General features: G+C 62.2%; 18 protein-coding genes and 2 tRNA genes. 17 read left to right on the top strand and 3 right to left on the bottom strand.

Going from position 1 to position 20250, the window contains the following annotated elements; translation table 11 throughout:
- Positions 1–10 precede the first annotated feature (10 nt).
- Positions 11–532, bottom strand: coding sequence for an outer membrane protein assembly factor BamE (locus PI990_RS27665; RefSeq protein WP_043245389.1), 522 nt, complete (start codon positions 530–532; stop codon positions 11–13).
- A 96-nt stretch (positions 533–628) separates the two neighbouring features.
- Between PI990_RS27665 and fur the strand changes: the two genes are divergently transcribed.
- Positions 629–1033 carry a ferric iron uptake transcriptional regulator gene (fur, locus tag PI990_RS27660; RefSeq protein ID WP_021222333.1) on the top strand — a complete coding sequence of 135 codons (405 nt, stop codon included), beginning with the start codon at positions 629–631 and terminating at the stop codon, positions 1031–1033.
- Positions 1034–1103: 70 nt separating this feature from the next.
- On the opposite strand, the gene recN is transcribed toward fur, so the two are convergent.
- The gene (gene recN, locus PI990_RS27655) at positions 1104–2777 is read right to left on the bottom strand and encodes a DNA repair protein RecN (RefSeq protein ID WP_271659084.1); all 1674 of its coding nucleotides are present in this window, start codon (positions 2775–2777) and stop codon (positions 1104–1106) included.
- A gap of 152 nt (positions 2778–2929) precedes the next feature.
- Between recN and grpE the strand changes: the two genes are divergently transcribed.
- The 8 genes from grpE to PI990_RS27615 all read left to right on the top strand — a co-directional run bounded on the left by grpE (position 2930) and on the right by PI990_RS27615 (position 13114).
- Positions 2930–3499: a nucleotide exchange factor GrpE gene (grpE, locus tag PI990_RS27650; RefSeq protein WP_021222331.1), complete on the top strand. Its 570-nt coding sequence runs from the start codon at positions 2930–2932 to the stop codon at positions 3497–3499.
- Positions 3500–3599: 100 nt separating this feature from the next.
- On the top strand, positions 3600–5510 hold the full coding sequence (gene dnaK, locus PI990_RS27645; RefSeq protein ID WP_021222330.1) for a molecular chaperone DnaK: 1911 nt from the start codon (positions 3600–3602) through the stop codon (positions 5508–5510).
- A gap of 122 nt (positions 5511–5632) precedes the next feature.
- Complete coding sequence (gene dnaJ, locus PI990_RS27640; protein WP_021222329.1) at positions 5633–6760, top strand: molecular chaperone DnaJ; 1128 nt, start codon at positions 5633–5635, stop codon at positions 6758–6760.
- A gap of 77 nt (positions 6761–6837) precedes the next feature.
- Complete coding sequence (gene dapB / locus PI990_RS27635; protein ID WP_271659083.1) at positions 6838–7644, top strand: 4-hydroxy-tetrahydrodipicolinate reductase; 807 nt, start codon at positions 6838–6840, stop codon at positions 7642–7644.
- A 184-nt stretch (positions 7645–7828) separates the two neighbouring features.
- Entirely contained in the window at positions 7829–8965 is a 1137-nt protein-coding gene (carA, locus tag PI990_RS27630; RefSeq protein WP_271659082.1) for a glutamine-hydrolyzing carbamoyl-phosphate synthase small subunit, read from the top strand.
- Positions 8966–9001: 36 nt separating this feature from the next.
- Positions 9002–12223, top strand: a complete 3222-nt coding sequence (carB, locus tag PI990_RS27625) for a carbamoyl-phosphate synthase large subunit (RefSeq protein ID WP_271659081.1) — start codon at positions 9002–9004, stop codon at positions 12221–12223.
- Positions 12220–12696, top strand: coding sequence for a transcription elongation factor GreA (gene greA, locus PI990_RS27620; RefSeq protein ID WP_031288836.1), 477 nt, complete (start codon positions 12220–12222; stop codon positions 12694–12696). The genes carB and greA overlap by 4 nt, the downstream gene beginning before the upstream one ends.
- Positions 12689–13114 (top strand): hypothetical protein, encoded by a 426-nt coding sequence (locus PI990_RS27615; protein ID WP_043245232.1) that lies wholly within the window; start codon positions 12689–12691, stop codon positions 13112–13114. Before greA ends, PI990_RS27615 begins: the two co-directional genes overlap by 8 nt.
- Before the next feature lie 27 nt (positions 13115–13141).
- Here PI990_RS27615 and PI990_RS27610 read toward each other — a convergent pair whose 3' ends face one another.
- Positions 13142–13456 (bottom strand): YhbY family RNA-binding protein, encoded by a 315-nt coding sequence (locus PI990_RS27610; protein ID WP_021222233.1) that lies wholly within the window; start codon positions 13454–13456, stop codon positions 13142–13144.
- A 580-nt stretch (positions 13457–14036) separates the two neighbouring features.
- Here PI990_RS27610 and ftsH point away from each other — a divergent pair.
- The 8 genes from ftsH (at position 14037) to rimP (ending at position 20247) form a co-directional block, all read left to right on the top strand.
- Positions 14037–15953 carry an ATP-dependent zinc metalloprotease FtsH gene (ftsH, locus tag PI990_RS27605; RefSeq protein ID WP_021222234.1) on the top strand — a complete coding sequence of 639 codons (1917 nt, stop codon included), beginning with the start codon at positions 14037–14039 and terminating at the stop codon, positions 15951–15953.
- 9 nt (positions 15954–15962) lie between these two features.
- Complete coding sequence (gene folP, locus PI990_RS27600) at positions 15963–16814, top strand: dihydropteroate synthase (protein WP_271659080.1); 852 nt, start codon at positions 15963–15965, stop codon at positions 16812–16814.
- Positions 16815–16830: 16 nt separating this feature from the next.
- Positions 16831–18174: a phosphoglucosamine mutase gene (glmM, locus tag PI990_RS27595; RefSeq protein ID WP_271659079.1), complete on the top strand. Its 1344-nt coding sequence runs from the start codon at positions 16831–16833 to the stop codon at positions 18172–18174.
- 65 nt (positions 18175–18239) lie between these two features.
- Entirely contained in the window at positions 18240–18995 is a 756-nt protein-coding gene (gene tpiA / locus PI990_RS27590; protein WP_184491055.1) for a triose-phosphate isomerase, read from the top strand.
- A 4-nt stretch (positions 18996–18999) separates the two neighbouring features.
- Entirely contained in the window at positions 19000–19383 is a 384-nt protein-coding gene (gene secG / locus PI990_RS27585) for a preprotein translocase subunit SecG (protein ID WP_021222238.1), read from the top strand.
- Positions 19384–19396: 13 nt separating this feature from the next.
- Positions 19397–19482: transfer RNA gene (locus PI990_RS27580), tRNA-Leu, on the top strand.
- 100 nt (positions 19483–19582) lie between these two features.
- Positions 19583–19659 (top strand) — tRNA-Met (locus tag PI990_RS27575).
- Between the two features lie 129 nt (positions 19660–19788).
- Positions 19789–20247, top strand: coding sequence for a ribosome maturation factor RimP (gene rimP / locus PI990_RS27570; RefSeq protein ID WP_021217901.1), 459 nt, complete (start codon positions 19789–19791; stop codon positions 20245–20247).
- Positions 20248–20250: the final 3 nt, after the last annotated feature.

The following is a 20250-nucleotide window of genomic DNA, read 5'->3' as shown; positions in this document are numbered from 1 at the left end:
TGCGCAGTGATTACTGCGGCGAGGTTTCCAGCGGCTCGGGCGTGGGCACTGGTACGGTTTCCACCTGGTCCACTTCCTTCTGGATCTGCTCGAGCAGCGAGCCGGGCTTCGGCTTCTCTTCCTGCTGTTGCTGGGCAGGCTTCTCGCTCTTCACTTCGGTGCTGCCGTCGCTGCCGAGAATGGCTTCGTCGCGGCTCACGCCAGGCATGAAGTCACCGGCCAGGCCGACCAGTTGGTCGCTGCCGTCGAACACCAGGCTGACGCGCTCCTGCTGGCGTTCACCGCCGCCGGGCTGGATGCTGTAGAGGTAATCCCAGCGGTTGGCGTGGAAGGTGTCGGTGATCAGCGGGTTGCCCATGATAAACCTCACTTGCCGCCGGGTCATTCCGGGCTTCAACTGGTCTATCATGTCCTGCGTCACGACATTGCCCTGCTGGATGTCGATTTTGTAAACCCCGGGGAATGAACAGCCGGCGAGTGCGACCAGGCCTGCGAAGGTGAGGCTGGTCAGCAAGAGCTTGGTGTTTTGCATCGGTGGGTGACTTCCACTATCTTGGCTGGGCAACGAAAATCCGATCATACCCGCATTAAGGGAAGCTGCGAAGCAGCGTCCACGAGAAAGCTGACCATGGTTGAAAATAACGAACTTCGCAAAGCCGGCCTCAAGGTGACCCTGCCTCGAGTCAAGATCCTGCAGATGCTTGACTCCACCGAGCAGCGCCACATGAGTGCCGAAGATGTCTACAAGGCACTGATGGAGGCGGGTGAGGACGTGGGGTTGGCGACTGTCTACCGCGTGCTGACCCAATTCGAGGCTGCCGGTCTCGTGGTGCGCCACAACTTCGATGGCGGCCACGCCGTCTTCGAACTGGCCGACGGCGGCCACCACGACCATATGGTCTGTGTCGATAGCGGTGAGGTGATCGAGTTCTTCGATACCGAGATCGAGAAACGCCAGAAAGAGATCGTCAAGGAGCATGGCTTCGAGCTGGTCGATCACAATCTGGTGCTGTACGTGCGCAAGAAAAAATAAGCACGCTGCCAGCCAGAAACGAAAGAAGGCGACCCTCGGGTCGCCTTCTTCGTTTTCGCGCATTGGGAAGTCAGTCCTGGGCGCTGGTGACCATTTTCCTGGCGTGGGCGATGGATTCGTCGGTGAGGTCGAGTCCGCCAAGCATGCGCGCGATCTCCTCGATACGCGCGGCTTCGGTGAGGTTAGAGACGGCGGTGCGGGTTTCCTTGCTGCCGCGCAGCTTGTGCACGAACAGATGGTTGTGACCCTGTGCTGCTACCTGCGGCAAGTGGGTGACGGTGAGCACCTGGCCGCGCTCGCCGAGGCGGCGCAGCAGTTGCCCGACCACTTCGGCGGTGGGGCCGCCGATGCCCACGTCCACTTCGTCGAAGACCAGGGTCGGTACGCGGGAGGTCTGGGCGGTGATCACCTGGATGGCCAGGCTGATGCGTGAGAGTTCGCCACCCGAGGCGACCTTCGCCAGCGCCTTAAGGGGTTGGCCGGGGTTGGCACTGACCAGGAATTCCACCTGCTCCATGCCGTTGGCCTGAGGATCCTGAGCCTGCAGCGGGTGCAGTTCGATGGTGAAGCGCCCGCCGGGCATGCCCAGACGCTGCATTTCCACCTCCACGGCCTTGGCCAGCTTGCCGGCGGATTTGCCGCGCAGTTTGCTCAGTTCCGCCGCCTTGGTCTGGTAGTGACGGGTGTAGGACTCGAGTTCTTCGGTCAGGCGCTCGACGGCTTCGTCGTCCGCATTCAGTGCTTCGATCTCTTCCAGCAGGGATTGCTGCAGGTTGGCCAGCTCGCTCGGGTGTACGCGGTGCTTGCGTGCCAGCGTATAGATGCTGTCGAGGCGCTCTTCCAGTTGCTGCTGGCGCTGAGGGTCGGCATCGAAGTGGTCGATGAAGCGATTGATCTCGCCAACCGCTTCCTCCACCTGGATCTGGGCGCTGGCCAGCAAGTTGACGGCTTCGGCGATGGCACCCTGCTGGGTGTTGAAGGCGGTGAGGCGGTTGAGGCTGGAGGTGAGTGCGCTGAGCACGTTGCCGGCGTCGCTTTCGCTGCACATGTCCAGCACCTGGCGGCAGCCGGCGAGCAGGCTTTCGGCGTTGGAGAGGTTCTTGTGCTCCTGCTCCAGCTGGTCGAGTTCGGATTCGCCGAGGGCCAGGTTCTCCAGCTCTTCCAACTGATAGCTGAGCAACTGGTGGCGGGCACGCTGTTCTTCGCCGCTGTGGGACAGGCGCTCCAGCTCCTGGCGGGTCTGCTTCCAGCGCTGCGCGGCGAGCTGGACCTGGCGGGCCAGTTCGCTGGCGCTGGCGAATTCGTCGAGCAGGCGGCGGTGGGTGTCGAGCTTGAGCAGGGACTGGTGCTCGTGCTGGCTGTGGATGTCGATCAGCAGCTCGCCCAGGGTCTTGAGGTCGCCCTGGGGGCAGGGGGTGCCATTTATATAGGCGCGCGAGCGGCCTTCGGCGGTGATGACCCGGCGCAGGATGCAGGGGCCGTCGTTGTCCAGGTCGCGCTCGGCGAGCCAGGTGCGGGCCTCGGGGATGTCGTGGAGGTCGAAGCTGGCGAGGATGTCGGCCTTGTCCGCGCCGGGGCGCACTACGCCGCTGTCGGCGCGGTCGCCCAGGGTCAGGCCGAGTGCGTCGAGCATGATCGACTTGCCTGCACCGGTCTCGCCGGTGATCACCGACATGCCGCCGGCGAGTTCGAGATCGAGGTGTTCGACGATGGCGTAGTTGTGAACGGAAAGGTGGACCAGCATGGCGGCACTCCCAGGGCGATGGCTGGGTATTTATACAGTGTTTGTTTTCCGCCTGACAATCACCCCTCCCCCTTGAACCGACAAATTGCGACCCCATATAGGCGGACAGATCGCCGGGTTATGCCCCGGCCCGTTTTTGAAAGGAGGAACGCATGGCTGACGAACAGACCCTGGATAATCAGAACCCTGAAGCGAACGCTGCTGCCGAAGGCGCCGCTGGCGACGATCTGGCGGTTCGTGTGCAGACGCTGGAAGAGCAACTGGCTGCCGCCCAGGATCAGTCCCTGCGCGTTGCCGCCGAATTGCAGAACATCCGCCGCCGTGCCGAGCAGGATGTGGAAAAGGCGCACAAGTTCGCGCTGGAAAAATTCGCCAATGACCTGCTGCCGGTGGTGGACAGCCTCGAGCGTGGTCTGGAGCTGACCGCGGCCGATGACGAGTCGATCAAGCCGGTGCGTGAGGGCATGGAACTGACGCTCAAGCTGTTCCACGACACCCTCAAGCGCTACCAGCTGGAAGCGGTCGACCCGCACGGTGCGCCGTTCAACCCGGAGCACCACCAGGCCATGGCAATGCAGGAAAGCACCCACGTGGAGCCCGGCAGCGTGCTGAAGGTGTTCCAGAAGGGCTACCTGCTGAACGGTCGCCTGCTGCGCCCCGCCATGGTGGTGGTCAGCAAGGCCCCGAGTGAAGCGCCGCCGTCCATCGACGAGCAGGCTTGAAATCCGGCCTCCGGCCCCCATTTGTTAGTTCAAGCGTTTTTATGCTGCCGCGGCCAGTGAAACGGGGCCTCGGCAAATCCAAAGTTTCGGGAGAGAGAATATGGGCAAAATCATCGGTATCGACCTGGGGACCACCAACTCCTGCGTGGCTATCCTGGAGAACGGTAACGTCAAGGTGATCGAGAACGCCGAAGGCACTCGTACCACCCCGTCGATCATCGCTTACACCAACGATGGCGAGATCCTTGTCGGTCAGTCCGCCAAGCGCCAGGCGGTAACCAACCCGCACAACACCCTGTACGCCGTGAAGCGCCTGATCGGTCGTCGCTTCGAAGAAGACGTCGTGCAGAAAGACATCAAGATGGTTCCCTACAAGATCGCCAAGGCCGACAACGGTGACGCCTGGGTCGAAGTGAAGGGCCAGAAGATGGCGCCGCCGCAAATTTCCGCGGAAGTGCTGAAGAAGATGAAGAAGACCGCCGAAGACTACCTCGGCGAGACCGTGACCGAAGCGGTGATCACCGTTCCGGCCTACTTCAACGACAGCCAGCGCCAGGCTACCAAGGATGCCGGTCGTATCGCCGGTCTGGACGTCAAACGCATCATCAACGAACCGACTGCGGCTGCGCTGGCCTATGGCATGGACAAGGCCAAGGGCGACCACACCGTGATCGTCTATGACCTGGGCGGCGGTACCTTCGACGTGTCGGTGATCGAGATCGCCGAAGTCGATGGCGAGCACCAGTTCGAGGTTCTGGCCACCAACGGCGACACCTTCCTGGGTGGTGAGGACTTCGACATCCGCCTGATCGACTACCTCGTCGACGAGTTCAAGAAAGAGTCCGGCATGGACCTGAAGGGCGATCCCCTGGCCATGCAGCGCCTGAAAGAGGCTGCCGAGAAGGCCAAGATCGAGCTGTCCTCCAGCCAGCAGACCGACGTCAACCTGCCGTACATCACTGCAGACCAGACCGGTCCGAAGCACCTGAACGTGAAGATTTCCCGCGCCAAGCTGGAAGCCCTGGTCGAAGACCTGGTCGCTCGTACCATCGAGCCGTGCCGTATCGCGCTGAAGGATGCTGGCCTGGATGTGGGTGATATCCACGAAGTGATCCTGGTCGGCGGCCAGACCCGCATGCCGCTGGTGCAGAAGCAGGTTGCCGATTTCTTCGGCAAGGAAGCACGCAAGGACGTCAACCCGGACGAAGCCGTGGCCATCGGTGCTGCCATCCAGGGCGCCGTACTGTCCGGTGACGTGAAGGACGTGCTGCTGCTCGACGTTTCCCCGCTGACCCTGGGTATTGAAACCCTGGGTGGCGTGATGACCGCGCTGATCGAGAAGAACACCACCATCCCGACCAAGAAGTCGCAGGTGTTCTCGACCGCCGACGACAACCAATCCGCCGTGACCATTCACGTGCTGCAGGGCGAGCGCAAGCAGGCCGCGCAGAACAAGTCCCTGGGCAAGTTCGACCTGGCCGAGATTCCGCCGGCTCCCCGTGGTGTGCCGCAGGTCGAGGTGACCTTCGACATCGACGCCAACGGCATCCTGCACGTGTCCGCCAAGGACAAGGCCACCGGCAAGCAGCAGTCCATCGTGATCAAGGCCAACTCCGGCCTGTCCGAGGACGAAATCCAGCAGATGGTGCGTGACGCCGAGGCCAATGCCGAGGAGGATCGCAAGTTCGAGGAGCTGGCCGCCGCCCGTAACCAGGGTGATGCGTTGGTCCATGCGACCCGCAAGATGGTCACCGAGGCTGGCGACAAGGCCACTGCCGACGAGAAAGCTGCTATCGAGAAGGCGCTGGGTGAGCTGGAAGTTGCCGTCAAGGGCGACGACAAGGCCGAGATCGAAGCCAAGATGAACGCCCTGTCCCAGGCTTCCACTCCGCTGGCGCAGAAGATGTACGCCGAACAGCCCCAGGCTGGCGAAGGTGCTCCGGCCGGCGACGACAAGGCATCCGACGATGCCGTCGACGCCGAGTTCGAAGAGGTCAAGGACAACAAGTAAGCATCAGGCTTGCTTGCTCTCCTGCCTGCGGGGCCTGGCCCCGCAGGTTGATGCGCCGCGCGGGAGCTTGCTCCCGCGTCGGCGTGTCTGGAGGGCGCAAAATTTGAAGAGTGTGAGAACCAATGGCTAAACGTGACTTTTACGAAATCCTCGGTGTCGAGCGGGGCGCCAGCGAGGCTGAGCTGAAGAAGGCTTATCGTCGTCTGGCCATGAAATACCACCCGGACCGCAATCCGGACGACAAGGCGGCTGAAGAGAAATTCAAGGAGGCCAACGAGGCCTACGAAGTGCTCTCCGACGCCAGCAAGCGTGCCGCGTACGACCAGTACGGCCACGCCGGTGTCGATCCGCAGATGGGGGCAGGTGGTGGCGCAGGCTTCGGCGGCGCCAGCTTCTCCGACATCTTTGGCGACGTGTTCAGCGACTTCTTCGGCGGCCAGCGCGGTGGTCAGCGTGGCGGTGCCCAGCGTGGCAGCGACCTGCGCTACACCCTGGAGCTGGACCTGGAAGAAGCGGTTCGCGGTACCACCGTCACCATTCGCGTGCCGACCCTGGTCAACTGCAAGACCTGTGAAGGCTCCGGCGCCAAGAAGGGCACCAGTCCGGTGACCTGTACCACCTGTGGCGGCATCGGCCAGGTGCGGATGCAGCAGGGCTTCTTCTCGGTGCAGCAGACCTGCCCGCGTTGCCATGGCACCGGCAAGATGATTTCCGACCCCTGTGGCAGCTGCCACGGCCAGGGGCGTGTGGAAGAGCACAAGACCCTGTCGGTGAAAGTGCCGGCTGGCGTCGATACCGGCGATCGCATCCGTCTTTCGGGCGAAGGCGAGGCGGGCGCAATGGGCGGTCCGGCTGGTGATCTCTATGTCGTGGTCAATGTGCGCGAGCACCCGATCTTCCAGCGCGACGGCAAGCACCTCTATTGCGAAGTGCCGATCAGCTTCGCCGACGCCGCCCTGGGTGGTGAGCTGGAAGTGCCGACCCTCGACGGTCGTGTGAAGCTGAAGATCCCCGAGGCGACCCAGACCGGCAAACTGTTCCGCCTGCGCGGCAAGGGCGTGGCCCCGGTGCGCGGTGGTGGTGCGGGCGACCTGATGTGTCGCGTGGTGGTCGAAACGCCGGTGAACCTCGATAAGCGCCAGCGCGAGCTCCTCGAAGAGTTCCGCAAGAGCCTGCAGAACGACGGCTCCCACTCGCCCAAGGCCAGCAGCTGGTTCGAAGGCATGAAGCGCTTCTTCGGCGATCTTTGATACCCCGGCCCCAACTGCAGGCGCAGGCTCCAGGAGCAGCGCCTGCGGCTCGGGGCTTGCAGCTTGGAGCTTTGGTTATGCGACGTATTGCAGTGATGGGCGCCGCCGGGCGCATGGGCAAGATCCTGATCGAGGCGGTGCAGCAGACCGGCGGTAGCGCTGGCCTGACCGCGGCGATCGATCGCCCGGACAGCACCCTGGTGGGTGCCGATGCCGGCGAGCTGGCCGGCCTGGGCCGTATCGGTGTGCCGCTGTCGGGCGACCTGGCCAAGGTGATCGACGAGTTCGACGTGCTGATCGACTTCACCCACCCGACCGTGACCCTGAAGAACCTGGAAGTCTGCCGCAAGGCGGGCAAGGCCATGGTCATCGGCACCACCGGTTTCAGTGCTCAGGAAAAGGAGCTGCTGAGTGTCGCGGCGAAGGAGATCCCCATCGTCTTCGCCGCCAACTACAGCGTGGGCGTGAACCTCTGTCTGAAGCTGCTCGATACGGCTGCCCGGGTTCTGGGTGACGATATGGATATCGAGATCATCGAAGCCCACCACCGCCACAAGGTGGATGCGCCGTCCGGCACCGCGCTGCGCATGGGTGAGGTCGTCGCCAGTGCATTGGGTCGTGATCTGGAAAAAGTGGCCGTTTACGGTCGCGAAGGCCAGACCGGTGCCCGCCCGCGCGAAACCATCGGTTTCGCCACCGTGCGCGCCGGCGATGTGGTCGGTGATCACACCGTGCTGTTCGCCGCCGATGGCGAGCGCGTGGAGATCACCCACAAGGCCTCGAGCCGCATGACCTTCGCCCGTGGCGCGGTTCGTGCGGCCGCTTGGCTGGAAGGGCGGGAAGCGGGCCTCTACGATATGCAGGATGTGCTCGGCCTGCGCTGAGACTGCCGAAAGGTCCTACTCCACGGTGGACCGTAAAAGGCCTTTCCTGTAAGCTGCAGCTTTAGTGTGTCCACTAAAAGTTACGCAGAATGGCTCAGATAAAAAAGCGGGGTGACGGTTCAAAACGTCATCCCGCTTTTTTACAACCTGCGTTTGCTTCAGCCTTGATCTACGGGAGGTCTTCTTGACTAAGCCAGCCATACTCGCGCTTGCCGACGGCAGCATTTTCCTCGGTGAATCCATCGGGGCCGACGGCCAGACCATCGGAGAGGTGGTGTTCAACACCGCCATGACCGGCTACCAGGAAATCCTCACCGATCCTTCCTATGCCCAGCAAATCGTTACCCTGACCTATCCCCATATCGGCAACACCGGCACCACGCCGGAAGATGCCGAGTCCGATCGCGTCTGGGCTGCCGGCCTGATCATCCGTGATCTGCCGCTGCTGGCCAGCAACTGGCGTAACAAGCAATCGCTGCCCGACTATCTGGAAGCCAATGGCACCGTCGCCATCGCCGATATCGATACCCGCCGCCTGACCCGCATCCTGCGCGAGAAAGGTTCGCAGAACGGCTGCATCCTCACCGGTGAAGGCGCCACTGCGGAGAAGGCGCTGGAGCTTGCGCGCAGCTTCCCTGGCCTGAAGGGCATGGACCTGGCCAAGGTGGTCAGCTGCACCGAACGCTATGAGTGGCGCTCCGGCATCTGGGACCTGAAAACCGACAGCCACCCGGAAATCCCCGCCAGCGAACTGCCCTACCACGTGGTGGCGTTCGACTACGGCGTGAAGCTGAACATCCTGCGCATGCTGGTCGACCGTGGCTGCCGCCTGACCGTGGTCCCCGCGCAGACCCCGGCCAGCGAAGTGCTGGCACTGAATCCCGATGGCGTGTTCCTGTCCAACGGCCCTGGTGACCCCGAGCCCTGCGACTACGCCATTGCGGCGATCAAGGAAATCCTCGAGACCGAGATTCCGGTCTTCGGCATCTGCCTCGGCCACCAGTTGCTGGCCCTGGCGTCCGGCGCCAAGACCCTGAAGATGGGCCACGGCCACCATGGTGCCAACCACCCCGTCCAGGACCTGGACAGTGGCGTGGTCATGATCACCAGCCAGAACCACGGTTTCGCCGTGGACGAGACCAGCCTGCCGGCCAATGTCCGCCCCATCCACAAGTCGCTGTTCGACGGCACCCTGCAGGGCATCGAGCGTACCGACAAGGAAGCCTTCAGCTTCCAGGGACATCCGGAGGCGAGCCCCGGCCCCCACGATGTGGCCCCGCTGTTCGACCGCTTCATCGAAGCCATGGCCAAGCGCCGCTAAGCCTGCCGACTGACCCAAGGATTCGAGTGAGTAAAAATGCCTAAACGTACAGATATCAAAAGCATCCTGATCCTCGGCGCCGGCCCGATCGTCATCGGCCAGGCCTGCGAGTTCGACTACTCCGGCGCTCAGGCCTGCAAGGCCCTGAAGGAAGAGGGTTACCGCGTCATCCTGGTGAACTCCAACCCGGCCACCATCATGACCGACCCGGCCATGGCCGACGCCACCTACATCGAGCCGATCAAGTGGGCCACCGTGGCCAAGATCATCGAGAAGGAGCGCCCCGACGCACTGCTGCCGACCATGGGCGGCCAGACCGCGCTGAACTGCGCGCTGGACCTGGAAAAGCACGGCGTGCTGGAGAAGTTCGGCGTCGAGATGATCGGTGCCAACGCCGACACCATCGACAAGGCCGAAGACCGCTCGCGCTTCGACAAGGCGATGAAGGACATCGGCCTGGCCTGTCCGGTTTCCGGCATTGCCCACAACATGGAAGAAGCCTACGGCGTGCTGGAGAAGGTGGGCTTCCCCTGCATCATCCGTCCGTCCTTCACCATGGGCGGCACCGGCGGCGGCATCGCCTACAACCGTGAAGAATTCGAGGAAATCTGCGCCCGCGGCCTGGATCTGTCGCCGACCAGCGAATTGCTGATCGACGAATCGCTGATCGGCTGGAAGGAGTACGAGATGGAGGTGGTCCGCGACAAGAAGGACAACTGCATCATCGTTTGCTCCATCGAGAACTTCGACCCGATGGGCGTGCACACCGGTGACTCCATCACCGTGGCCCCGGCCCAGACCCTGACCGACAAGGAATACCAGATCCTGCGCAACGCCTCCCTGGCCGTACTGCGCGAGATCGGCGTCGAGACCGGCGGTTCCAACGTCCAGTTCGGCATCTGCCCGAACACCGGCCGCATGGTCGTGATCGAGATGAACCCGCGCGTATCGCGTTCGTCGGCACTGGCCTCCAAGGCCACCGGCTTCCCGATCGCCAAGATCGCCGCCAAGCTGGCTGTTGGCTACACCCTGGACGAGCTGTCCAACGACATCACCGGCGGCCGTACCCCGGCGTCCTTCGAGCCGGCCATCGACTACGTGGTCACCAAGGTGCCGCGCTTCGCCTTCGAGAAATTCCCCAAGGCCGACGCCCGCCTGACCACCCAGATGAAGTCCGTCGGTGAAGTCATGGCCATCGGCCGTACCTTCCAGGAGTCCATGCAGAAAGCCCTGCGCGGCCTGGAAGTCGGCGTTGCCGGTTTCGATCCGAAGCTGGACCTGAACGACCCGGAAGCCGAAAGCACCCTGCGTCGCGAACTGACCGTGCCCAGCGCTGACCGTATCTGGTACGTGGCCGACGCCTTCCGCGCTGGCAAGACCATCGCCGAAGTGTTCGAGCTGACCCGTATCGACGAGTGGTTCCTGGTGCAGATCGAGGACCTGATCAAGGATGAGGCGACTGTACAGACCCTCGGCCTGTCCGCCATCGACCGCGACCTGATGTTCAAGCTCAAGCGCAAGGGCTTCTCCGATGCGCGCCTGGCAAAGCTGCTCGGTGTTTCCGAGAAGAGCCTGCGTGCCCATCGCCACAAGCTCAAGGTGCTGCCGGTGTACAAGCGCGTGGACACCTGCGCCGCCGAGTTCGCCACCGATACCGCCTACATGTACTCGACCTACGAGGAAGAGTGCGAAGCCAACCCGTCGAGCCGCGAGAAGATCATGATCCTCGGCGGTGGCCCCAACCGTATCGGCCAGGGCATCGAGTTCGACTACTGCTGCGTACACGCGGCACTGGCCATGCGTGAAGACGGTTACGAGACCATCATGGTCAACTGCAACCCGGAAACCGTCTCCACCGACTACGACACCTCCGACCGCCTGTACTTCGAGCCGGTCACCTTGGAAGACGTGCTGGAAATCGTCCGTGTCGAGCAGCCGAAGGGCGTGATCGTCCAGTACGGCGGCCAGACTCCGCTGAAGATCTGCCGCGCCCTGGAAGAGGCTGGCGTGCCGATCATCGGTACCAGCCCCGAGGCCATCGACCGTGCCGAGGACCGCGAGCGCTTCCAGCAGATGGTTCAGCGTCTCGGTCTGCGCCAGCCGGCCAACGCCACTGCCCGCAGCGAAGACGAGGCCCTGGCCCTGTCGAAGAACATCGGTTATCCGATGGTGGTGCGCCCGTCCTACGTACTGGGCGGCCGGGCGATGGAAATCGTCTACCAGGAAGAAGAGCTCAAGCGCTACATGCGTGAAGCGGTGAAGGTCTCCAACGACAGCCCGGTGCTGCTGGATCGCTTCCTCAACTGCGCCATCGAAGTGGACGTGGATGCGGTGAGCGACGGCGAGAGCGTCGTGATCGGCGCGATCATGCAGCACATCGAACAGGCTGGCGTGCACTCCGGTGACTCCGCCTGCTCGCTGCCGCCGTACTCGCTGCCCAAGCACATCCAGGACGAGATCCGTGACCAGGTCAAGAAAATGGCCTTGGAGCTCGGTGTCGTCGGCCTGATGAACGTGCAGATGGCCGTGCAGGGCGAAGACATCTTCGTGATCGAAGTGAACCCGCGTGCTTCCCGTACCGTGCCGTTCGTCTCCAAGTGCGTGGGCGAGTCCCTGGCCAAGGTGGCGGCACGCGTCATGGCGGGCAAGAGCCTGGCCGAGGCCGGCTACCAAGAAGAAATCATTCCGCCGTTCTTCAGCGTCAAGGAAGCAGTCTTCCCGTTCGCCAAGTTCCCGGGCGTCGACCCGATCCTCGGCCCGGAAATGAAGTCCACCGGTGAAGTGATGGGCGTAGGCGACAGCTTCGGCGAAGCCTTCGCCAAGGCGCAGCTGGGTGCCAGCGAGATTCTGCCGAACTCCGGTTGCGCGTTCATCAGCGTCCGCGAAGACGACAAGTCGGAAGCCGTTCAGGTGGCACGTGACCTGGTCGCGCTGGGCTTCGAAGTGGTCGCTACCGCCGGTACCGCCAAGGTGATCGAGGCTGCCGGCCTGCCGGTGCGCCGCGTCAACAAGGTGACCGAGGGTCGTCCCCATGTCGTTGACATGATCAAGAACGATGAGGTTACCCTGATCATCAACACCACCGAGGGGCGCCAGTCGATTGCTGACTCCTACTCGATTCGTCGTAACGCCCTGCAGCACAAGATCTACTGCACCACCACCATCGCGGCGGGGCAGGCGGTCTGTGAAGCGCTCAAGTTCGGTCCCGAGAAGACCGTTCGCCGGCTGCAGGATCTGCATGCAGGGATCAAGGCATGAATAAGTACCCCATGACTGTCCAGGGCGCTCGCGCCCTGGAAGAGGAACTGGCGCATCTGACCAAGGTCATGCGCCCGCAACTGAGCCAGGCCATCGGTGAGGCGCGCGAGCTGGGCGACCTCAAGGAGAACGCCGAGTACCACGCCGCGCGCGAGCAGCAAGGCATGGTCGAGGCGCGTATCCGTGACATCGAGGGGCGCCTGCAGAACTCGGTGATCATCGACGTCACCACCATCGCCCACACCGGCAAGGTGATCTTCGGCACCACGGTGGATATCGCCAACGTGGAAACCGACGAGACCGTGACCTACCAGATCGTTGGTGAAGATGAGGCCGACATCAAGCAAGGCAAGCTGTCGGTGGGCTCGCCCATCGCCCGTGCGTTGGTAGGTAAGGAAGAGGGCGACATCGTCGTGGTGAAAACCCCGAGCGGCCTGATCGAGTACGAGATCGTCGAGGTCCGTCATATCTGATCGTCGGCGGTTTCGCGCGGCTTCAGCCAGTTGGCAGCTGGCCCAGACGTTCTGGGTCGGCGGCCTCTGGCTTCTGCATTTCGTCGTGATCCCCACTCTGGAACGCGTTGGTCTTGCGCCACTGCTGGTGGAGGAGGTCTCGCGCAGCCTGACGCCGTTGCTGGTGGCCTTCACCGCTTTCTGCGTGCTGGTTCAGGGTGTGGTTCTGGTCCAGATCGAAGGTGTGCGCAGTCTGCAGCGTGACTCCCGTGGGCAGCTGCTGATAGCCGTTCTGGCGATGTCGGTGGTGTTCATGCTGGTGAACCAAGTGCAGCCCGGCGCCATGCGCTGGTTGGCGTTCAACTACCTGGTGCTGGCATTTTGCGGCGCCTTGCTGGTCATCCAGCCGGTGCCGGGTGATAAAGCTCGGGCGCGCTGAGCGCGCCACGGGCATCAGCCTGGGCTATCAGAGCCCGCTGTAGCGGCTGATATTGGAGAGGTTGCGGTTCGGCTTGGGGTTGCGGCGATAGACCAGCGCCATCTTGCCGATGATCTGGACCAGCTCGCATTTTCCAGTGCTGCAGAGTTCTTCGATCAGCGCGCGGCGATCGTCACGCTCAGTGATGCGGAACTGCACCTTGATCAGCTCGTGATCGTTGAGTGCGCGATCCAGCTCGGCGAGCACGCCTTCGGTCAAACCATTTTCAGCCACGATCAATACCGGTTTCAGGTGGTGGCCGATAGATTTGTATTGCTTCTTGTGCTCCTGAGAGAGCGCCATAATCAGACCCCTGCGAAAAAAGGCTGCCAGTTTACCCGAGTGACTTCGGGGCGCACAGCCGAATGCGAGTCTCCTGTGGCCCGCTCCAAGACTAGTCAGCGTTGGCTGAAAGAGCATGTTGCTGGTTTGGAGCGTTTCCACTGAAGGTGTGGCTATCCCGGGAGCCTCGGTTTGGTGGGAAAGTCTCCGGCGGGCCTTGTGATTTTCGTTATGGCCCCAATATCGGGTGCAGGGTCGTGGCGCTGCGCTTGAGGTGCATCTGTCTCGACGTCCGCCTACGGGTGTTGAGGTAGTTGGCAGTGGGTGGACGTGCAAGCGGCTTTTGTCGTGTCGGCGCTCCAGTGAGCAATAGGTGCTCGCGCGCGGCTTTTGCGGGGAATAGACTGCAACGGTCGGCCTGTTTTTCGGTCTTAATGCACGGGCTCGGGTGTGTGACGAGCGCCATGGCTTCATAAAGGGTTACAGACGGCGCCTGCCAGGGGTGGGGGTTGTATAGTAAGTTAGGCCGGTTGATAACCAGCCGTCATGCGGGGCGCGTCCCAGGACGGGATCTGCTCCAGAGGGTAGCTAATTGAACGATATGGCAAAGAATCTCATCCTGTGGCTGATCATCGCCGCCGTGCTGGTCACGGTGATGAACAACTTCTCCAGCCCGAGCGAACCGCAGACGCTGAACTATTCCGACTTCATCGGTCAGGTGAAGGAAGGCAAGGTCGAGCGTGTCACGGTCGACGGCTTCGTCATTACCGGTAAGCGGAATGACGGCGACTCCTTCAAGACCATTCGTCCGGCTATCCAGGATGGCGGGCTGATCGGTGACCTGATCGACAACAACGTGATCATCGAAGGCAAGCAGCCCGAGCAGCAGAGCATCTGGACCCAGTTGCTCGTTGCCAGCTTCCCGATCCTGGTGATCATTGCTGTATTCATGTTCTTCATGCGGCAGATGCAGGGCGGCTCAGGCGGCCGCGGCGGCCCCATGAGCTTCGGCAAGAGCAAGGCGCGCCTGCTCTCGGAAGACCAGGTGAAAACCACCCTGGCCGACGTCGCAGGCTGCGACGAAGCCAAGGAAGAAGTGGGCGAGCTGGTCGAGTTCCTGCGTGACCCGGGCAAGTTCCAGCGCCTGGGTGGCCGTATCCCCCGCGGCGTGCTGATGGTCGGCCCGCCCGGTACCGGTAAGACCCTGCTGGCCAAGGCCATTGCGGGGGAAGCCAAGGTGCCGTTCTTCACCATCTCCGGTTCCGACTTCGTCGAGATGTTCGTCGGCGTGGGTGCGTCCCGTGTCCGCGACATGTTCGACCAGGCCAAGAAGCATGCTCCTTGCATCATCTTCATCGACGAGATCGACGCAGTCGGCCGTCATCGTGGTGCCGGCCTGGGTGGCGGTCACGACGAGCGCGAGCAGACCCTCAACCAGTTGCTGGTGGAGATGGACGGCTTTGAGATGAACGACGGCATCATCGTGATCGCCGCGACCAACCGTCCGGACGTACTGGACCCGGCGCTGCTGCGCCCGGGCCGCTTCGACCGTCAGGTGGTGGTTGGCCTGCCGGACATCCGTGGCCGCGAGCAGATTCTCAAAGTGCACATGCGCAAGGTGCCGATGGGGGATGACGTCGACGCCGGCGTAATCGCTCGTGGTACTCCCGGCTTCTCCGGCGCTGACCTGGCTAACCTAGTCAACGAGGCCTCGCTTTTCGCTGCGCGCGTCAACAAGCGCATCGTCGAGATGAAGGAATTCGAGCTGGCCAAGGACAAGATCATGATGGGCGCCGAGCGCAAATCCATGGTCATGTCCGAGAAAGAGAAGCTCAACACTGCTTACCACGAGGCTGGCCATGCCATCGTCGGGCGTGTGGTTCCCGAGCATGACCCGGTTTACAAGGTTTCCATCATCCCGCGCGGCCGTGCCCTGGGTGTGACCATGTTCCTCCCGGAGGAGGATCGCTACAGCCTCTCCAAGCGTGCACTGATCAGCCAGGTCTGCTCGCTGTTCGGCGGTCGTATCGCCGAGGAGATGACCCTGGGCTTCGACGGTGTGACCACGGGTGCCTCCAACGACATCATGCGCGCCACCCAGATCGCCAAGAACATGGTGACCAAGTGGGGCCTGTCCGAGAAACTCGGCCCGCTTATGTATGCGGAAGAAGAGGGTGAAGTCTTCCTCGGCCGTAGCGCGGGTGGCCAGCACTCCAGTGTGTCGGCGCAGACCGCGCAACTGATCGACCAGGAAGTGCGCAGCATCATCGACCACTGCTACGCCACGGCGAAGCAGATTCTCGTGGAGAACCGCGACAAGCTGGACATGATGGCCGAGGCGTTGATGAAGTTCGAAACCATCGATGCCGAGCAGATCGACGACATCATGGCAGGCCGTCCGGCTCGTGAGCCCAAGGATTGGGAGGGTGGCCCGGGTGCCTCCTCCGGTAAGCCTGCTCCCCGTGAGGAAGCGCCGCGTCCGGAGAACCCGATCGGCGGCCCTGCTGGCGAACACTAAGGTTCCTAGATGAGCTCCACGCAGTACCTGACCCGGTTGCCTTGCGGCAACCGGGTTCTTGATTTGGGTCGCCCACACGTGATGGGCATCCTCAATGTCACCCCTGACTCCTTTTCCGACGGCGGGCGGTTCAGCCAGCGCGATGCGGCGCTACGCCACGCTGCCGAGATGGTGGCGGCCGGTGCTACGCTCATTGATGTGGGTGGCGAGTCGACTCGGCCTGGTGCGCGGGCGGTATCGCCGTCCGAGGAGCTGGAGCGTGTCGCGCCCGTCGTGGAAGCGATAGCTCGCGAGTTGGATGTGGTGGTTTCCCTGGATACCTCCACGCCGGCAGTCATGCGCGAGGGCGCGCGGCTTGGCGCTGGCCTGATCAATGATGTGCGTTCGCTGCAGCGTGACGGAGCGCTGGATGCGGCGGCCGATACCGGCCTGCCGGTCTGCCTCATGCATATGTTGGGCGAGCCGGGCACCATGCAGCAGAACCCTCAGTATCGTGACGTGACCGGCGAGGTTGGTGAGTTCCTTGCTGCGCGCATGGCGGCCTGTGCGGCGGTGGGCATCCCTGCTGAGCGCATCGTGCTGGACCCGGGTTTCGGCTTCGCCAAAACCTTTGAACACAACCTGAGCCTGTTCAAACACCTCGAAGAGTTGCTGGGGCTTGGGCGCCCCCTGCTCGTCGGCGTTTCGCGCAAGAGCATGGTTGGGCAGGCGCTGGGTCGAGATGTCGACCAGCGGCTTTACGGCAGTCTGGCCCTGGCCGCCCTGGCGGTGGCCAAGGGTGCATGCATCCTGCGGGTGCATGATGTGGCCGAGACTGTCGATGTCGTACGTATGATCGCCGCGGTAAATTCGGCGGAATAAGAAACACGGAGCATTCATGAGCAGAAAGTATTTCGGCACCGATGGTATTCGTGGCCACGTTGGTCAGTTCCCCATCACCCCTGATTTCATGCTCAAGCTTGGCTGGGCGGCGGGCATGGCGTTCCGCAAGCAAGGTAAGTGCCGCATCCTGGTGGGCAAGGACACCCGTATTTCCGGGTACATGTTCGAATCGGCCCTGGAGGCCGGTCTTTCCGCTGCCGGTGCGGACGTCATGCTGCTGGGGCCGATGCCGACTCCGGCTATCGCCTACCTGACCCGTACCTTTCTGGCCGAGGCGGGGATCGTTATCAGCGCCTCGCACAACCCGCATAACGACAACGGCATCAAGTTCTTCTCCGGGCAGGGTGTGAAGCTCTCTGACGAAGTTGAGCTGATGATCGAAGAGCTGCTCGACCAGCCCATGGTGGTGGTCGAGTCGGCCAGTCTCGGCAAGGTTTCGCGTATCAACGATGCTGCCGGCCGCTACATCGAGTTCTGCAAGAGTACGGTGCCCATGAGCACCGACCTGGCCGGCCTCAAGATCGTTGTGGACTGCGCGCATGGCGCTACCTACAAGGTCGCTCCCAGCGTCTTCCGCGAGCTCGGCGGCAACGTCTCGGTACTGGCTGCCCAGCCGAACGGTCTGAACATCAACGATAAATGTGGCTCGACGCACATGGAGTCGCTGCAGGCCGAAGTGGTGGCCCAGCATGCCGATATCGGCATTGCCTTCGATGGCGACGGCGACCGCGTGTTGATGGTCGACCATACCGGTGCCGTTGTGGATGGCGACGAACTGTTGTTCATCATCGCTCGTGACCTGCATGAGCGAGGCAAGCTCCAGGGTGGCGGTGTGGTTGGAACCCTGATGAGCAACCTCGGGCTCGAGCTGGCCTTGGGTGAGCTGGGTGTGCCCTTCACGCGGGCCAAGGTCGGCGATCGCTATGTCATCGCGGACATGCAGGAGCGCGGCTGGAGTCTGGGCGGCGAGAATTCGGGGCATATCCTCTGCAGTCATTTCACCACGACAGGGGACGCCCTGATTGCCGCGCTTCAGGTGCTGCTGGCGCTTCAGCGTCGTGGTCAGTCGCTGGCGGAGGCTCGTCAGGGGATGCGCAAATGCCCGCAGGTGCTGCTGAACGTGCGCTTCGCTGGTGGTGATATCGATCCGGTCGAGCACCCGGCGGTGAAAGATGCCTGCGCTCGTGTCACCGAGAAGATGGCGGGGCGTGGGCGTGTGCTGCTGCGCAAGTCCGGTACCGAGCCGCTGGTCCGCGTGATGGTCGAGGGTGATGATGAAAACCAGGTCCGTGGCTACGCGGAAGAGCTGGTTAAAGTCGTAACCGAGGTATGTGCTTGATTTCTCTTGCTACTTCAAAAAACCTTGGGTAACATCTGCGCCCACTTTGATCGACGAGGTAAAGCATGCGTCGCCCCCTGGTAGCTGGTAACTGGAAAATGCACGGTACCCGCGCCAGCGTCGCAGAGCTGATCAAAGGGCTTCGTCAGTTGGCATTGAATGCTGGCGTCGAGGTCGCGGTATTCCCGCCCTGTCTGTACATCAATCAGGTGATGCAAGGCCTGGATGGCAAGTCGATTGCCGTCGGTGCGCAGAATTGTGCAGTCGAGCCCGTTCAGGGTGCGCTCACGGGTGAGGTTGCTGCGAGTCAGCTGGCTGATGCCGGTTGCACCCTGGTTCTCGTTGGTCATTCCGAGCGTCGCCTGATTCTTGGTGAGCGTGACGAGGTGGTTAGTCGCAAGTTCGCTGCGGCTCAGTCTTGTGGTCTTGTTCCGGTGCTCTGCGTCGGTGAGACCCAAGAGCAGCGTGAAGCGGGCAGGACTCTTGAAGTTGTCGGGCGCCAGCTCGGTAGCGTGATCGAAGAGCTGGGTGTGGGAGCATTCGCGAAAGCGGTGATCGCATACGAGCCGGTCTGGGCTATCGGTACAGGGCTCACGGCAACTCCGCAGCAAGCGCAAGAAGTGCATGCTGCAATACGGGCGCAACTGGCGGCGGAAAATGCCGAGGTGGCGCGCGGTGTAAGGATTCTTTATGGCGGCAGCGTCAAGGCCGCCAGTGCGGCCGAGTTGTTCGGCATGCCGGATATCGATGGGGGGCTTGTTGGTGGCGCCTCCCTGAATGCGGATGAGTTCGGTGCGATCTGTCGCGCCGCAGGAAGCTGACGAGATGCTGGAAACTGTCGTTATCGTGGTTCACCTGCTCGGCGCCCTTGGTGTCGTTGCTCTGGTGCTGCTGCAGCAAGGTAAGGGTGCGGATGCTGGCGCCTCGTTCGGTGCTGGAGCTTCGGGTACCGTTTTCGGTAGTCAAGGTTCTGCTACCTTTCTGAGTCGAGTTACTGGTATACTCGCCGCGGTTTTTTTCATAACCAGCCTGGGCTTAGCGTTCTTCGCTAAAGAAAAGGCTGAAGCTCTGAGTCACGTAGGTCTGCCGGATCCGGCCGTTCTCGAGGTTCAGCAGCAAAAGCCGGCAGCTGACGATGTGCCGGTGCTCGAAGAGCAAAAGCCTGCTGAAAGCGCAGGTGATGTACCTCAGGCTCCAGAGCAGAAGTAAAAAGGCAAGTTTTGCCGAGGTGGTGGAATTGGTAGACACGCTACCTTGAGGTGGTAGTGGCCATAGGCTGTAGGGGTTCGAGTCCCCTCCTCGGTACCATACAATGCAAGAAAGCCCGCTGCATGCGGGCTTTTTTGCTGGCGGAGTGTTCGGTTGACCGTTAAGGCGCGTAGGCCGTATACTTCCGCCCCAGCTTTGACGCGGGGTGGAGCAGCTTGGTAGCTCGTCGGGCTCATAACCCGAAGGTCGTTGGTTCAAATCCAACCCCCGCAACCAGTAGTAGCGGAGCCCCTTTTTAGGGGCTTTTTGCTAGCTGGACAGTTAACCAACGGCTTCTGGCCGACTGGTTCGAATGGATGGGCGTTTCGCCCATTTTTTATTTGCACAGCATGCGAGGGCAATCAGGTGTCGAGCAAGCTAGAACAGTTGCAGGCCTTGCTGGCCCCGGTAGTCGAGGCCCTTGGCTATCAATGCTGGGGTGTCGAGTTCCTGTCCCAAGGGCGGCATTCGCTGCTGCGGGTATACATCGATCATGAGAATGGCATCCAGGTCGACGACTGCGAGAAAGTCAGCCGTCAGGTCAGTGGTGTTCTCGACGTGGAAGATCCCATCGCCAGTGAGTACACCCTCGAGGTGTCTTCGCCCGGCATGGATCGACCGCTGTTCACTCTTGAGCAGTTCGCGGCGCACGCTGGCGAACTGGTGAAGATCAAGTTGCGCTCTCCCTACGATGGGCGACGCAATTTCCAGGGGCTCCTCCGCGGGGTGGAGGAACAGGATGTGGTGGTTCTTGTTGAGGATCACGAGTACCTGCTGCCGATCGATCTGATCGACAAGGCCAACATCATTCCCCGTTTTGACTGAGAC

Source organism: Pseudomonas sp. TUM22785 (genome assembly GCF_028198105.1).
Taxonomy (GTDB): Bacteria; Pseudomonadota; Gammaproteobacteria; order Pseudomonadales; family Pseudomonadaceae; genus Metapseudomonas; species Metapseudomonas solani.
The sequence above is the reverse complement of the archived record's forward strand: the minus strand, read 5'-3'. Positions and strand labels throughout refer to the sequence as shown.

Excerpts from the sequence above, each read along its gene's own strand:
- PI990_RS27665 (WP_043245389.1), bottom strand. The coding sequence starts at position 532 with ATGCAAAACACCAAGCTCTTGCTGACCAGCCTCACCTTCGCAGGCCTG.
- greA (WP_031288836.1), top strand. The coding sequence starts at position 12,220 with ATGAATAAGTACCCCATGACTGTCCAGGGCGCTCGCGCCCTGGAAGAG.
- dnaJ (WP_021222329.1), top strand. The coding sequence starts at position 5,633 with ATGGCTAAACGTGACTTTTACGAAATCCTCGGTGTCGAGCGGGGCGCC.
- dnaK (WP_021222330.1), top strand. The coding sequence starts at position 3,600 with ATGGGCAAAATCATCGGTATCGACCTGGGGACCACCAACTCCTGCGTG.
- folP (WP_271659080.1), top strand. The coding sequence starts at position 15,963 with ATGAGCTCCACGCAGTACCTGACCCGGTTGCCTTGCGGCAACCGGGTT.
- carB (WP_271659081.1), top strand. The coding sequence starts at position 9,002 with ATGCCTAAACGTACAGATATCAAAAGCATCCTGATCCTCGGCGCCGGC.
- grpE (WP_021222331.1), top strand. The coding sequence starts at position 2,930 with ATGGCTGACGAACAGACCCTGGATAATCAGAACCCTGAAGCGAACGCT.
- PI990_RS27610 (WP_021222233.1), bottom strand. The coding sequence starts at position 13,456 with ATGGCGCTCTCTCAGGAGCACAAGAAGCAATACAAATCTATCGGCCAC.
- recN (WP_271659084.1), bottom strand. The coding sequence starts at position 2,777 with ATGCTGGTCCACCTTTCCGTTCACAACTACGCCATCGTCGAACACCTC.
- tpiA (WP_184491055.1), top strand. The coding sequence starts at position 18,240 with ATGCGTCGCCCCCTGGTAGCTGGTAACTGGAAAATGCACGGTACCCGC.
- secG (WP_021222238.1), top strand. The coding sequence starts at position 19,000 with ATGCTGGAAACTGTCGTTATCGTGGTTCACCTGCTCGGCGCCCTTGGT.
- dapB (WP_271659083.1), top strand. The coding sequence starts at position 6,838 with ATGCGACGTATTGCAGTGATGGGCGCCGCCGGGCGCATGGGCAAGATC.
- glmM (WP_271659079.1), top strand. The coding sequence starts at position 16,831 with ATGAGCAGAAAGTATTTCGGCACCGATGGTATTCGTGGCCACGTTGGT.
- ftsH (WP_021222234.1), top strand. The coding sequence starts at position 14,037 with ATGGCAAAGAATCTCATCCTGTGGCTGATCATCGCCGCCGTGCTGGTC.
- fur (WP_021222333.1), top strand. The coding sequence starts at position 629 with ATGGTTGAAAATAACGAACTTCGCAAAGCCGGCCTCAAGGTGACCCTG.